General features: G+C 59.0%; 15 protein-coding genes and 2 pseudogenes. 11 read left to right on the top strand and 6 right to left on the bottom strand.

The window, feature by feature from the left end; genetic code table 11:
- Position 1 precedes the first annotated feature (1 nt).
- A complete protein-coding gene (locus tag NKH80_RS08205) occupies positions 2 to 868 on the bottom strand; it encodes a branched-chain amino acid ABC transporter permease (protein ID WP_352478406.1) in 867 nt (288 codons plus the stop codon).
- A 77-nt stretch (positions 869 to 945) separates the two neighbouring features.
- Positions 946 to 2,148: an ABC transporter substrate-binding protein gene (locus NKH80_RS08200; protein WP_352478408.1), complete on the bottom strand. Its 1,203-nt coding sequence runs from the start codon at positions 2,146 to 2,148 to the stop codon at positions 946 to 948.
- Positions 2,149 to 3,766: 1,618 nt separating this feature from the next.
- Between NKH80_RS08200 and NKH80_RS08195 the strand changes: the two genes are divergently transcribed.
- From NKH80_RS08195 to NKH80_RS08185, 3 genes and pseudogenes are all read left to right on the top strand, one after another.
- Positions 3,767 to 3,943 carry a hypothetical protein gene (locus tag NKH80_RS08195; protein WP_352478410.1) on the top strand — a complete coding sequence of 59 codons (177 nt, stop codon included), beginning with the start codon at positions 3,767 to 3,769 and terminating at the stop codon, positions 3,941 to 3,943.
- Positions 3,944 to 3,947: 4 nt separating this feature from the next.
- Positions 3,948 to 4,190, top strand: coding sequence for a DUF982 domain-containing protein (locus NKH80_RS08190; protein ID WP_352478412.1), 243 nt, complete (start codon positions 3,948 to 3,950; stop codon positions 4,188 to 4,190).
- Positions 4,191 to 4,356: 166 nt separating this feature from the next.
- A pseudogene (locus NKH80_RS08185) lies at positions 4,357 to 4,524 on the top strand (DUF982 domain-containing protein); the annotation flags it as partial.
- 211 nt (positions 4,525 to 4,735) lie between these two features.
- On the opposite strand, the gene NKH80_RS08180 reads toward NKH80_RS08185, so the two are convergent.
- Positions 4,736 to 5,119, bottom strand: coding sequence for a DUF6894 family protein (locus NKH80_RS08180; protein ID WP_352478415.1), 384 nt, complete (start codon positions 5,117 to 5,119; stop codon positions 4,736 to 4,738).
- Between the two features lie 50 nt (positions 5,120 to 5,169).
- Here NKH80_RS08180 and NKH80_RS08175 point away from each other — a divergent pair, with 50 nt between their 5' ends.
- The 4 genes from NKH80_RS08175 to NKH80_RS08160 all read left to right on the top strand — a co-directional run bounded on the left by NKH80_RS08175 (position 5,170) and on the right by NKH80_RS08160 (position 6,541).
- Positions 5,170 to 5,430, top strand: coding sequence for a hypothetical protein (locus NKH80_RS08175; RefSeq protein WP_352478416.1), 261 nt, complete (start codon positions 5,170 to 5,172; stop codon positions 5,428 to 5,430).
- Between the two features lie 98 nt (positions 5,431 to 5,528).
- Complete coding sequence (locus NKH80_RS08170; RefSeq protein ID WP_352478418.1) at positions 5,529 to 5,765, top strand: DUF982 domain-containing protein; 237 nt, start codon at positions 5,529 to 5,531, stop codon at positions 5,763 to 5,765.
- Positions 5,766 to 5,845: 80 nt separating this feature from the next.
- A complete protein-coding gene (locus NKH80_RS08165) occupies positions 5,846 to 6,025 on the top strand; it encodes a YodC family protein (RefSeq protein WP_352478420.1) in 180 nt (59 codons plus the stop codon).
- Between the two features lie 246 nt (positions 6,026 to 6,271).
- Entirely contained in the window at positions 6,272 to 6,541 is a 270-nt protein-coding gene (locus tag NKH80_RS08160) for a hypothetical protein (protein WP_352478422.1), read from the top strand.
- A gap of 1 nt (position 6,542) precedes the next feature.
- Here the strand turns inward: NKH80_RS08160 and NKH80_RS08155 are convergent, their stop codons facing one another.
- Positions 6,543 to 6,815, bottom strand: a complete 273-nt coding sequence (locus NKH80_RS08155) for a hypothetical protein (protein WP_352478423.1) — start codon at positions 6,813 to 6,815, stop codon at positions 6,543 to 6,545.
- An 81-nt stretch (positions 6,816 to 6,896) separates the two neighbouring features.
- Between NKH80_RS08155 and NKH80_RS08150 the strand changes: the two genes are divergently transcribed.
- Positions 6,897 to 7,124 (top strand): hypothetical protein, encoded by a 228-nt coding sequence (locus NKH80_RS08150; protein WP_352506240.1) that lies wholly within the window; start codon positions 6,897 to 6,899, stop codon positions 7,122 to 7,124.
- A 36-nt stretch (positions 7,125 to 7,160) separates the two neighbouring features.
- Here NKH80_RS08150 and NKH80_RS08145 read toward each other — a convergent pair whose 3' ends face one another.
- Entirely contained in the window at positions 7,161 to 7,832 is a 672-nt protein-coding gene (locus NKH80_RS08145) for a Crp/Fnr family transcriptional regulator (protein WP_352478425.1), read from the bottom strand.
- A 224-nt stretch (positions 7,833 to 8,056) separates the two neighbouring features.
- Here NKH80_RS08145 and NKH80_RS08140 point away from each other — a divergent pair, with 224 nt between their 5' ends.
- From NKH80_RS08140 to NKH80_RS08130, 3 genes and pseudogenes are all read left to right on the top strand, one after another.
- The gene (locus tag NKH80_RS08140; RefSeq protein WP_167522729.1) at positions 8,057 to 8,218 is read left to right on the top strand and encodes a hypothetical protein; all 162 of its coding nucleotides are present in this window, start codon (positions 8,057 to 8,059) and stop codon (positions 8,216 to 8,218) included.
- Positions 8,219 to 10,419: 2,201 nt separating this feature from the next.
- Complete coding sequence (locus tag NKH80_RS08135) at positions 10,420 to 11,136, top strand: pentapeptide repeat-containing protein (RefSeq protein WP_352990851.1); 717 nt, start codon at positions 10,420 to 10,422, stop codon at positions 11,134 to 11,136.
- Between the two features lie 576 nt (positions 11,137 to 11,712).
- A pseudogene (locus tag NKH80_RS08130) lies at positions 11,713 to 11,834 on the top strand (DUF4326 domain-containing protein); the annotation flags it as partial.
- Positions 11,835 to 12,151: 317 nt separating this feature from the next.
- Here the strand turns inward: NKH80_RS08130 and NKH80_RS08125 are convergent.
- Positions 12,152 to 12,766 (bottom strand): alpha/beta hydrolase, encoded by a 615-nt coding sequence (locus NKH80_RS08125; RefSeq protein WP_352877600.1) that lies wholly within the window; start codon positions 12,764 to 12,766, stop codon positions 12,152 to 12,154.
- Positions 12,767 to 12,933: the final 167 nt, after the last annotated feature.

Genomic DNA, 12,933 nt, shown 5'->3' with positions numbered 1-12,933 from the left:
ATCACCCCCACGGCTTGCCCATGAGCCCGTTCGGGCGGATGCTCAGGAACACCATCAGCGCGGCGAAGATGACGAGATAAGTGACGTCGCCATATTGGCGTAGCACCGTCAGGCCGACCGATTCCATCATGCCGAGGATGAAGCCGCCGGCGATCGCTCCGCTGACCACGCCGGCGCCGCCGATCATCACCATCAAGAACGCCTTGATCGAGATCGGCCCGCCGATGCCCGAATTGACGCCGGTGATGGCGACCAGCAGCCCGCCGACTATGCCGGCAAGCATCGCGCCGAGCGCAAAGCCGATCATCGAATAGCGGTCGACCTCGACGCCCATAAGCTGTGCCGCGACCCGGTCCTGCGCCAGCGCCCGCATGGCGCGTCCCGGCTTGCTGTACTGCATGAAAAGCACGAAGGAGGCGATGAACAGTATGGCGAGTGCGCCGACCAGCAGCCGGTCGTAAGGCATTATGAGGCTGTCGGAGACGAAGACGCCGTTGACGATCTTCGGCACGCCGCGCTGCTTTTCGCCGAACAGGAGGAGGATCACGGCGTCGAGGAAGAATGCGACCGCCGCCGCGAGAAGCATCGTACTTTCCTCCCGCACGCTTCGCCTAATCACCGTTCTGAAAAGGAATTTCTCGACCAGCGCTCCAATGACCAGCAGCGTGATCCCGGACGCGACGAGCGCGACGACGAAAGGCATGCCGAGCTGGCCATAGACGGTGTAGGTGATGAAGCCACCGAGAACGTACATCTGCCCATGGGCAAAGTTTAGCACGTTCATCAGAGCGAAGATCAGGGTCAGACCGAGCGCGATCAAGGCGTATTGCGCACCAAGATAAAGCCCGTTGGCGATGACTTGTTCCATCAGGATGGTTCCCGGCCATTCAGAGGCTCAAGGCGAATGCACGAGCCTCTGCGGCAATCCGCTTCAGTGCAATTGCGTCAATCGACTTGAGCGACGAAGAGCGTCTCGAACTTGCCGTCGCGGTATTCCGTGACCACCATCGGGACCGAAAGCTGGCGCTTCTGGCCAAACGACGTCATTCCGACATAGGTCAGCTTGGCATCGCCCTTCAGATAGGGATTGGGCGCCGAGAAAGTGTCGATCGTCTTCTTGAACTCCTCGACATTGTCGATCGCGGCCGGATTCGCCTTCAGCGTCTCGATGATGTATTCGAGCGCGTAGACCTTGGTGTTGGACTCGTCATTGTATTCGCCGAACATTTTCGTATAGCGGTCGACGAACTCCTTCATCATGTCGGACGCGATTTCGGGCGTCGATGCGCCGCCGACTGAGATGAAGCCGTTGGCCAACTCGCCCGCGCCCTCTTCCAGCACCTTGGCATCCTGCGCCGTTTCGGTGGAGATCAGACCTTCGTAGCCGAGCTCGCGCGCGGCGCGGATCAGCAGCGGAGCATTGCCGGGCGCGACACCCGAAAGCACCAGCAGGTCCGGTTTTTGCAAAACGATCGGCGTCAGTACCGGCGTGAAGTCGCGGGTATCGTTTTGGTAGACGTCCGTGGCAGCCACAACCTCAAGCCCGAGCGCCTTTGCCGCGGCAACACCGCCATCTCGCTGGCTCAGCGGATCGGATTCGTTGGCGGCGACAAAGGCAACTTTTTTCACGCCCCTGTTTTCCATGAGATATTTGTAGATCGCCGGAGCTGACTGGTAGTTGGCGATCATGCCGAGCACGGCGTTGGACGCCGGCGGGGTGTAGAGTTCCTTCGGGAATGCGTAGGGAAAATAGATGATGCCCTTGGATTCAGCCACAGGACGCACCGCCGCCGCGCCGTCGTCGACATTCGGACCGACGACATAGTGGATGCCCTCCTGGGCCATCTTCTCCATGCCGGCGATCGCCCGCTTCGGGTCCTTCTGATCGTCAAAGGTGACGATTTTGATGTCATAGGTCTCGTCACCAATCTTCACACCTCCGGTTTCGTTGATCCAGGCGGCGCGCGTCTGCATCGAGCGGACGTTGGATGTGCCCCACGCAGCGGCCGCGCCACTCGTCACGCCGACAAAGCCGATCTTGAGTTCCTTGTTGGCGGCTTGCACTGTGATTGTGCCGCCGGCCATGATTGCCAGCGCAGAGACGGCGCCGAGTGCGGCGAATGTGATTATTGAACGTCTGTTGATCATTGTTCTTTCCCCTTTGGAGGCCGCGCATTGTTGCGACAGAACTCGACCGATACGCGGACTTTTGTGAGTCAAGGCTCAAATCAATTATCTGTCAACAAAACTTTTACAGATTGTTGACAATCTTATGCGGTCGTAGATGAAGGTCGTAGGACCGAAACGGCTTCGTGTCGGCGAGGGTGCGGCATCCACAAAATAGGATTATATTCCGCCGTCAAGGCACATAGACTTCGTCCCGCCCTCAGCGCATGCTCGTATCGGGGAGCTGAAGGGCAACATGGACGCGATCAACGCACACCGACGAAAGGGCGGCTGTGTTGCCGGCACATTGTAAGCCGTTCCAACGTTAAAATTGTCGGCTTGATTCCCGCCCCTCGCGACTGCGGGGTGGTCGTTTAATCGATTGACTCGCGTAATGCACCGGCAGTTAATCTCCCCGCCAGGGCAAAAAGAGGGGCTATGAAACTGGGAGCAAACGATGACTGTCCAAAAAGAAGACTATCGAACCAACAGAGCCGACTACGCCACAGCTGCGATGCATAGCCGAGCGACCGCTGAGGGCGATCGTGACGATTTGGTGGCGAGGAAAAAGTCCCTGTGGGTAACAGATCGGCGATCTGCAAAATTGGCTGCAAACCCGTCAGAAAGCTCGCCAGAACCCAAGGCAAAAGCGCGCGGTAAGTGAATCGTGCCAGCCACTTTCTTACCGCCGCGTACTTCGTTCGCATGGTTCAAGTACATTAGATTTGTCTAATGTACTAACCAGTCAGTCGAGCATTCCCGAACGCTCGCTGGTCAGGCCAAGCGGCCCCCTAACCCAAGCTGCTGGGCCGCCCCCTAAGGAAGTGCGTGTATCCCTGAGGCGGTCGTCGGTGACCCGCCTCCGTACCGCGGCCAGGATCGCAACCACGTCATCGACCCAACGCCCCGCATCGGTACCGCTCAAACGAATGGCAATTTTCTGTCTAGATGCGTTTAGTATCCATTCTCGGGAGACCCACGCGTGGTCGCGTGGGAGACAAGTGACTCCCCTTTAAAGGCATCGAGATGCTCCGAGCACTGAAAAGTCAGTTCCCTAGACCTAAAGATCGGGCGATTTGCCAGCGGGTTGTCGACCAGATAACCGCCGACGCTAAATGGTACAGCACTTCGATAGACGGTCAGATTCTGGTCTCGACCACGCTGAATCTCTTTCAATCAGGGGTCGTAAACGAAACGAATTTGCTGGCACATGTTCGCGCGCGGCGCCACGACTTCACTAAACTGACAGCCTAGCTCCACCCGGGCGGAAACAGCGCGCTAAGCTGACGATGGGCTGGTCTACCTTATAGTCACTGCGGCCCCGGCCTTCGGACTGTCAGTCGCGTTCGACCTCCACGAATAGTCCTCCCGGCAGCCCATTGGTTCGACCTCAGGTGTACGTCGGGACGACCGATCCGGGGTTGTGGGACCAAAGGCGGATCGAGGCGCGCTCTATAGGGTCGAGAGGGCAGGGGGTCCTCGCGCGAGCCAGTAATCCGATCCCCTGCTGAGAAATTTCTACCAAACATTCCGCCCATCATTCAAAGGAACAAATCCGCTCGCGGTGCAGTTCGGTCCTTTTAAGCATGCAGGCCCGAACATGGCTGAAATCGATAAAGCCAAACAGAAGGTTATTGCCGAAGTTGTGCGGCGGTGGATCACTTCAGAGGTAATCCGCAATCACCTTCGCAACCTGCTAAATCTGCCTGTAGAACGGGAGCTGCCGGCTGAGCAAAAGCATTTGCTGCAGGAACTTGATAGGGCCGACAAAGAGTGACTGTATGGCACTCCATTGGTTCTCCCCTCCGGTCCCCGTCAAGACCGAGCGTCCCGGGACCCTTCGCAACGTCAACAACGCCGAGACAGCCGGCGAGGAGCTGCTGAAGTGGACGAAGCGTGGCCCTTGCTGGGACCTCGCGGTGAGCGTTTGCATGGCCGTGATATTCGACGAGATGGAAGCTGAGGAGGCCCGTAAGGCATTCCTGGCTGCCGCTAAGGAGGAGGGTAGGCTTTTTCCTGATTAGCAGGTCGCGTCGCTCTTCGCGCGAGCCAAATTCGATCACCGGCCCAGACATCTCTACCAAACATTCCCACCCCCTCTAATTATCCCTCAATGGCAACCCATTGGTTCGTCCCTCCGGTGTTCGTGAAGACTGAAACCGGCGACAGGCAGGCTGCAACAATGCGAGGGCAGCCCTTGAGCAACTCAAGAGGTGGACCCGCAGAGGACCCCGCTGGCACAAGGCGGTGAACCTTTGCCTGTCAGATCTAGAGGGCGATCCGATTGACCCTCAGGTGGTACGAAAGGCCTTTGAGGCTGCCGCCAAGGAAGCCAAGGTGTATCTCTCACGAGAGTAGGAACCCTCCACTCGTGTTCATCGACCCGGTTCGCGATCCGGTCCAGCAGCTTACGGGATGCCGCAATTACGCGGCGGGTTTCATCAAGGGAGAGCCGAAGGTCATCGATGTCTGCGCGCGCGCGACGCTCATTCAACCGAGAACTGTCCATTTGTAAGCGAGAGCTGTCTATTAAGTGATACCAATCGGAAACCATCTTTGCAGAGCTAGACTAGCGCGCCCGCATCTCAAACTTGATCATAGCCTCTAAGAACGTTTCGTTGGACTCGTCGCGAACGGTCATCACAAATTCTCGAGAGGGGCCATCCGGCAGCTTATCCTTAGTAATCTCAACCAAGGCCTTTACCGCCTCCGCCTTTGCAGCTTCGAGGTCCGGGAGATCGGTACCCACAACGTCAAGGAAGACTTTGCCAGTGTCGGTGAAGTCGAAGAAATAGCGCGGCGTCCCTACAAACACAGTAACGCGAGAATGGTTCACGCTTGCGTTGCGATTGGCTGTGCAGCGGGCCCTTGCCGCTCTAATGTGCGCAACGCTAACGAGCGTGACCTGACGTCCAATGATGTCCGCGACATTGGTTAAAAACGTACGCGCCAAGACTCATCGCCCCGATCGGCTTAGAGTTACTTCCGAAAGGAAGCGCTCTCATGCTGCCATTGCCCCACGCCGTCGATCCAAAAGTAGTTGCCGAGATCAACAATCTTCTAGACCAGTACGCAGGGGCGGTACCGGTGCCCGTTCACAAGCTCGCCGCGGTTGTCCGGCTGCGCCTCAGAAGCCATCTTTCCATTGCGACTATTGAGGCGCTGATCGTGGACGAAGCCGAGTGTCGCCACCTGCCCATGCTGTTCGAACTGCCGGCAACACATGCGGCTGTAGTTTCATCTGCTCTGGGCCGTGCGATTTGAAGTTTAGGCGCTCTGCCCGTCTGGCAACGAAAGCGGACCTCTGGCTCGCGAAGCGGTATGCCCACGGCCTTCGATGATGAGCGCAGAGCGGCCCCCTCATGGCAACCCATTGGTTCTCCCCTCCGGTGTACGTCAAGACCGACCGACCTGGGATCACCTACGGCTGCAACAATGTCGAGGGTGCCGCCGAGGAACTCATGAAGTGGACCGAGAGGGGACCGAAGTGGAATCTGGCGGTGCAAGCCTGCAGCGACGCCTTTGAGGGCCGGGTCTCGCCCAACGATGTCCGTAAAGCCTTCGAGGAAGCTGCCGAGGAGGAGGGGGTGCTACGCTAAATCTAGCTAGGTCTCCATTCCGCTTTCCACCGCGTCCCACGTCTGATTACTGGTCGTTCTCAAACATTGGGAGAGAATTTATGTCTGATTTCAAAGTTGGCGATGTGGTGGAGCTAAAGTCTGGCGGTCCTAACATGACGATCAACGAGGCGCAGAGTGCCGGCGGGTTTATGTGTCAATGGTTCAACAACGACGGCGGGGCGTACAAGCTTGAGACCGTCAGGATTAAAGGTGAAATGCTCAAAGCCGTGCCGAAGTAGTCGCCGCGCCTTCCTGACAGGGGGTCCCACGTTGCCTTTGATTGTTACGAACGGAGCATTGCTTGATGGCGCTGATCTTGGAGAACGTTACCAAAGCCCAGAACCTCATGAGCAAGATCGGCCCACCCATCTGCCGATGTGGGCTTATCACGGCAGCAACTTCGCGGGCATGTGCCTAGAGTTCGATACTGCTGACCTCATGATCAGTGACTTCCATGCAGAGAAACTGCGCCCGGTGACCTATGCGTGCGCAACGCTCTGCCATCGCTCACGCTCGCCGACATGGGGGCGCAGCATCTCGAAGAGGCGGTGATCGCTCGCATCACGCGCAAGCGCGGTGAATGGGCTCACGAGAAGGAATGGCGCTTCGTTACTGGCCAAGCCGGGCCTAAGCACTTTCTCGACGATGCGCTTCGTCGCGTGTGCCTGGGTCCCCGTGTCAAACCTGAACACGCCGCGCGGGTATGCGAGGTGATGGACCGGCGACCGGTGGAGGGGGGAAATCAGGGGTTTTGAACTAGCGTTTCGCAGCATTAAGCCAGCTAGGCCGCTGGGCGAATGCGAGCGGGTCGGCATCGGCAAGTTCGATCCCGTGGAGGACCTGTTCGCGGAAGCGGAACTGAAGCAGTTTCTGACGGTGCCATTCGAGGCACTTCTTGAGGAATGCCGCCGAACCGCTTCGAGGCCGAACATGGAGGCAATGGCCGGGATTGATCTCGCCGGCAGCAACAGAAACGCCATTTACTTCTGGACGACCTATAAGCTCCGGAGCGGCCGTGAGGTCTTTCACAAGCGTTACTTCGACCGACGATTGCGCCTTGTCCTCGGGAAGGACTAAGTGGGGCCAGAAGACGGGATCGGGAGCATTGCCGTGGAAGGTTTGGACGAAGACACTCGGAAACGGCGGGAGACGCTGACTGCAGTTCAGTATGGCGGGATTTATCCCCCTCACGAAGCGTTCTACATCCAGTCGATCATCTACGCCGAGCCGGCTTTCGCCCTAATGGCCGAGCGTGGCACAGGACGCTATGTCGGGAGCGCCTTTATCACCTTGAACCGGGAGATGCGGGAACGCTTCACTTGCGGCCGAGGAGTATGAAACGTGCGGTGCCCCCCGCCGCAGCGACAGCCTTCGCTATTCCTTCTTGTCGACCAGCGCCCGTAGTGCCGAGACGTCATGCAGCAATAACCTGCTGCCGCGCTTTTCGATCAGGCCTCTCTTGGCGAGGTCGCTCATTTCGCGCGAGACCGCTTCCCTGTGCGTGCTCATCGTTGCCGCCAGCTCGGAATGCGTCGGTGCCGGGCTTATGGACACCTCGCCGTCCACGAGTGCGGCTTTCTCCGCCCGATGCAGGATCTCGACGATCAGCCGTTTTCGCACGACCAGAGTGCTGTATTCGAATACCCGCTCGGTCATGCGCCGGAGCTGGGCAGACAGATGCTCAAGCAGCACCCAGGCAAAAGTCGGGTGGGTCATCACGATATCCCGGAATGCTGTGCCGGACAGCCGTGCAGCGCGGGTTGCCTCCAGCGCGACTACGCTGGCGGAGCGTGCAATCCCGTCAATGCCTCCGAGCTCCCCGAAAATGTCACCCGGTTCGACATCGCGATACGCTATCTCCCTGCCGTCCGCTGAAACCAGTGTCACGCGAGCACGTCCTTCCAGCAGGAAGAAGACATCGCGACCAGTGTCGCCGTGGGAAATGATTAGCTCGTTGTGTCGATAGCTGCGCTCGTGCCACCGTTTGGTCAGCGCGGCGAGGTCGGCATCGCAAAGTCTTGAGATGAAGGCCAGAGAGCCTGTCACAACGGTCTCTTGTTCAATCAAGTGTACTTCACCTTACTCCCTATCCAAGGAAATTTGATGGCCGCAGGCCCCGCTTTCCGGGATGCAAACTGGGAGCGGATTTCGCCAATCTTTTTCCCGGTGTGGGAATTCCCACAGCCGAGCCTGGTTCGACTGTCATATCCTTGTTGCAACGTCAGGCCCGCCGGCTCGTGTGCAAGCCGGCGAAGGGAAAGGGAACAGTCATGAAATTCTTGGCTCCCGTCACAAAACTTGCTGCGGGGTTTCGCAAATTCGTCGCGCCGCGCTACCGCCCGGAGCTTTATTACATGCGTGGCCCGGGGCCAGCCACCGCCCGCCGTATGGGCACGCCGCGGCAAAACCAATCCATCGACCACTACGCCTAATTTGCCTCGCGGACGGCTGACGCTCTCGCCCGGAGTGCCGTTCGCGCCGTTCCGTACCGGTCAATTCAGATCAATGAAGGGAGGATCTAATCATGGTTATAATTCATGCTGCCGCCATTGGTCCATTTCGCAGGTGGTTACGCCTCCGCGCCGAGCGAAAAGCTCTCTTGTCGGCAACGGACCAGTTGAGCCGTTTACCCGATGACGTCCTTGGCGACATCGGCATCTCACGTGACGAAATCATGTGCGATTTGCGAAGCCGCGCCATCCGTCATGCGGAGGCAGGCGCGGCCGGCACGACGATCGAGCGCACCAGGATCGCTTCGGCCTCGATCCCGAAACGGTTGGCCGCCGGCAGTGGCTACGCCTCGGCCGAGATCCCCTTTGGCTGGTCCACGAGCGCGCGATCGAGCCTTACATCGAGGTTTCGACAAGCAGCGGCGCGCGGACGGGACCTTCGAACGGCACTACACCTGCGACCCCAAGGACTGGATGTTGACCGACGGGAGCTGGGGAGGATCTCAAAATGATCATGTCAGTTGTTAAGTCCCTCGCGCCTGTGACGCTCGGCACCGTGCTGATCGCAATCAGTCCGGCTTCATTGTCGGCTTCTGACGCCCAGGACCTCGCGTTCGCTCACGCTGACATGCCAATCAAACAGCTGAAAGACGTCTATTTGGATTGCGAGCGGGGAGGCCGCCGGTGCGCTGGGGACGGACGATGTGATGTACTGTTCGATGCGCGAGTTCCGACTAGGCGCGCGATAGCAGTTTGCGCATAATCAACGATGCATGGCCTTCTGCACCGTGCGACGCGGCCCTGCGATCGGCCACTTCGAACCATGTTTGGACCGCGCACTTCGCCGATCAGCGCAGTAACCAACCCGCGGAGTTCCGCGAGCGACAGCCTTCAAACGAATCAGTCGGTGGTAGCGTCACGCATAGGGTGAATCACGAACGCGCTCGCCTGCAAACCCCTTCGCCCGGAAATCTGCCCCGGTTACGCGGTTCGCCAGCAGACTGAGAAGGAGCGGCTTCAGCCGATCGCCGATGCTATTTGTTATCTTTGTGCCGAATGGCAGCTTTGCGCCCCGATTTCGCCCGTTCGACTATATCGTTCGAACTCCCGAAAGCTGTCGGGGCTCCGGCCCTCTCAAACCCTCCACCGCCGTTGTCGCGCATGTGCCGCGTGCCACCTGCCGCGCTTTCAGCGAGCCGACCTTACCTCCAGTCTGGAACCTAGCAGTCGCCCAACTGGTTCAACCTTCCGCCACGGCCGGGCAGGGGAGGGCGTGCAAAACGGTAGGCGCGACCTAAGAAACGGTCGCGGTTCGAGTCGGTAGAGGGATACCGCCAATACAGTGCTGTGACCGAGTTCGTTTGCTGACGGGGCCTCTTAATCAGTGCAAATAAGTCCGACTCCGGACTCCGCAACCAGTTTCAGCATAAATCACTAATAGTCGCGATCTGACCAAAGCCCCGCCGGAAAAAAACGGCAGGGCCTTTTCCACGGCAGGTTTGGCGAAGCGCGGAAGGGCACTCGGCCGCCCACGTAACCGGCATGCACGGTGAAGACGAGAAGGACGCTCTTCCAAGCGCGGAGTTCGAATCCTCCCTCACCGAAAACGGCGTATTCGCGGCACGTCAGCTTACGACACAAATATGCGGGGTTGATGGTTCGACCTGGTAGATGGCAGAGATCAACTTCGGCCTCGCTAAGCGAAGTCGTGGGGTTTATCCGACAGCGGAATCAGGATACGCGACGAGCACCCCGTGCCGGGTCAACCTCGCCGTCGGCAAGTACCGATCGGTGCGGAACCAAGCGGAATCACGCTTGTCGGCAGCGGACGCCGGCGGTGGCGATCAGCACCCGAGCAGGCTCCTCATTAGCAAGACAAACGTCCAGAGCGGAGGCCAATCTTGGCACGCGACTGCGCCATCCTGAACGACCGCTCTCCTCGGCTTAGTCAAACATACCTGCGGAATGATGCGCCTGGCCGGTGACAAATGAATCTCTGCTGGACCGCGGATGATATGGGGAGGCGCTCGCAAATCGCGCCCTACGCGCGGGTTGATCGGTTGATTAACATCAAAGCTTGAATATCAGAAATGCGCCAACTGTGACGGCGGTGGTCACCGTGGCTCGTGTGTCAGCAGATGTGGTAAGGTTGAGTGTCGGCGAGTGGCAGAGGTCCAGCAACAATGACTTTGAGACGAACCAGAGCTTACGGCGCATCCGGCTTGGTTCTAGCGGTTTGCACTGTGTTTGCTTGGCAGAACGCCACTGCCGCTCAAAATTGCGACGCAGCCGCGACGCCTGGCGTCAATTGGCAGGAGTGTGACAAGAAGCTTCTCATCCTAGATGGACAGGACCTGAGCGGGGCGAACCTGTTCGGTGTTGATTTCACTTCGACCGACCTCAGGAACACCAATCTCCGTGCGGCAAATCTTGAGAAGGCAACTCTTGTGCGTGCTTCCCTGGCCGACTCGACCGCCAAAGGCGCCCGGTTCGACAGAATCGAGGGCTACAGGACCGACTTCAGCCGTATGGACGCGCAGGGCGCTGTGTTTGCGAGCGCGGAAATACAGCGCTCGAATTTCCAGGACGCCAATCTGACCAATGTTGATTTCACAAAGGCAGAATTGGGGCGTGCGCAGTTCCATGACGCCGATATCAGCGGCAGCCGCTTCTCGTTTGCCAATCTCGCACGGGCGGACTTCCGAGGAGCGAGGTTCACCGCGCCGATAGACTTTGACCGCGCCTTTTTCTTTCTGACCCGTATCGAGGGCGTCGACCTTTCCAATTCGGTGGGTCTGTCCCAGTGGCAGCTCAACATGGCTTGCGGAGACGCCCGGACCGAGTTGCCTTCTGGCCTGACGAGGCCTGAAGATTGGCCCTGTCAATTCCAGCAGGAATAGTTGTCGGCAAGCGAACCGCGGCAATGCTGCGCCCGACAGGATGAAACTGAGAACCCCTATGTCATCGTTTGCGCTATATAACTTTTGCGACAGCCGGGGGCGGATGAATGGAATCGGGCGTATTTCTCCACTACCCACGCGGTCCGAGGCGGCAGAAATGGGGCCGAGCAGACCGTCCGCTGCTAGGGTACCCAGCACGCGAGCGGACATGTGAGACCTCGGTGCGAAGGTCCGGGATCAGGCCCATTGCGGACGTACGTGTTGGTTCGCCTGTTGGCGCCGAAGCGCCTTATCGTTCAGTCTCGCGGCACACATAGATCAAATGAACCGTATCGTCATCGATCAATGTGCTCGACACCAGTTGCAGCGGAGGCCTTGCTTGCCCCTGCCGAGCACGAACGGCCTCACGTGCAGGTGATATTCCTCTATCAGGCCGGACTGGAGGGCATGGTATCGAAGCGCATCGGCAGCGCCTAGCTGAACTGGATACGGATGTCCAGCGGGATGACGCCCAGGAACTCGCGGCGCTCCTCGACGGCCATCTCGCGCAGATCGTGACCGTTGACCGTTGAGGTGCAGGCGCTGCTCGCCGGCCTTCTGCGCGTCGGCGCCGATCCCGATATTGAGGCGCTGGAGCGAACATGCCAGTTCGTCGCCGAGAACGCCGACGGCTGCGCAACAAGAACCTCGCCTGCTGGCGCCTTGGAGTGAAAGAAACGAACCCCCTCCCTCGCTCTTGGCCCGTAGTTCCAAGCAGGCACTTGCTGGCGGACCTATTGAACCAAAAGACCTAGCAACGAACTGAAATCGACAGGGTCCCTTCATAGCGGAATTAGTCGCGCTAGGGGCCCGTAAGTCACCGTGTCGGGCCTTGGCGCACAATGGCATGTGGATAGCTAAGTTTGACCCGCGGCAAGCGTCGCTGGATGGTCACGAGAGGGCGCCACTCGCACAGTCCTAAGCGACAGCGCACACTAGGCGCGCTGCCACCGCTATCGAGACATCGCCGTCACAGCTACCGCACCGATTTTGCAGCGTCGATGATCACGTCTGCGACCGAACGAGGTTTGGTCAACATGATCAAGTGATTGCCCTCGAGCTCGGTGATATGCGCTTTGATGGCCTTGGCCATCGACTCTTCGAACGCCGGCGGGATCGCACCGTCAGCCTTCGCAACCACGAACCAACTGGGCTTGGTCTCGGACGCCGCCCGGGTCAGCCGTTCGTCGAAGAGACGGGCCGCCGATGGCTGCTGCGTCGCCGCGAGAACCGCAACCTCCTCGGGCGTCGCGTCCTGAGCGAAATACTTGCCCAGCCCCTCCTGGGGTACGGTCAGGAAGTCGCCGCTGTCCTTCTGCAGGGTCGACGTCCAAGGCGCCGGCGGACTTCCCGCCGTAGCGCTGGTGACTGACTGGCCCTTCGGCAGGGCGAAGGCGGCAACGTAGACCAAGGCTTTGACCTTGTCCGCCGTTCCGCCCTCGGTGATCACCATTCCGCCCCAGGAGTGGCCAACGAGGATCACATCTCCCGGCGCGGCCTCGATGGCCCGTTCAGTGGCAGCGACGTCGTCTGCAAGCGAGGTCAGTGGGTTCTGGACGGCAACGACGCGAAGTCCGGCGCTCTGCAGCAATGGAAATGACCTTGCTCCAGCTGGAGCCGTCTGGGGGCGCTACCACATATGCATGATTTACTAGTTATTTCAGTAACTTATTTGAGCGGCCCGAGACATAGGTGACGATTTGTACCGGACACATAGGTAACACTTTTCGGTTTTTGCCGGGAGGTGTTGATGCCGTG

Origin of the sequence: Mesorhizobium sp. M0904 (genome assembly GCF_040319475.1) — a bacterium.
Taxonomy (GTDB): domain Bacteria; phylum Pseudomonadota; class Alphaproteobacteria; order Rhizobiales; family Rhizobiaceae; genus Mesorhizobium.
This window is presented reverse-complemented; position numbering and strand designations above follow the sequence as displayed.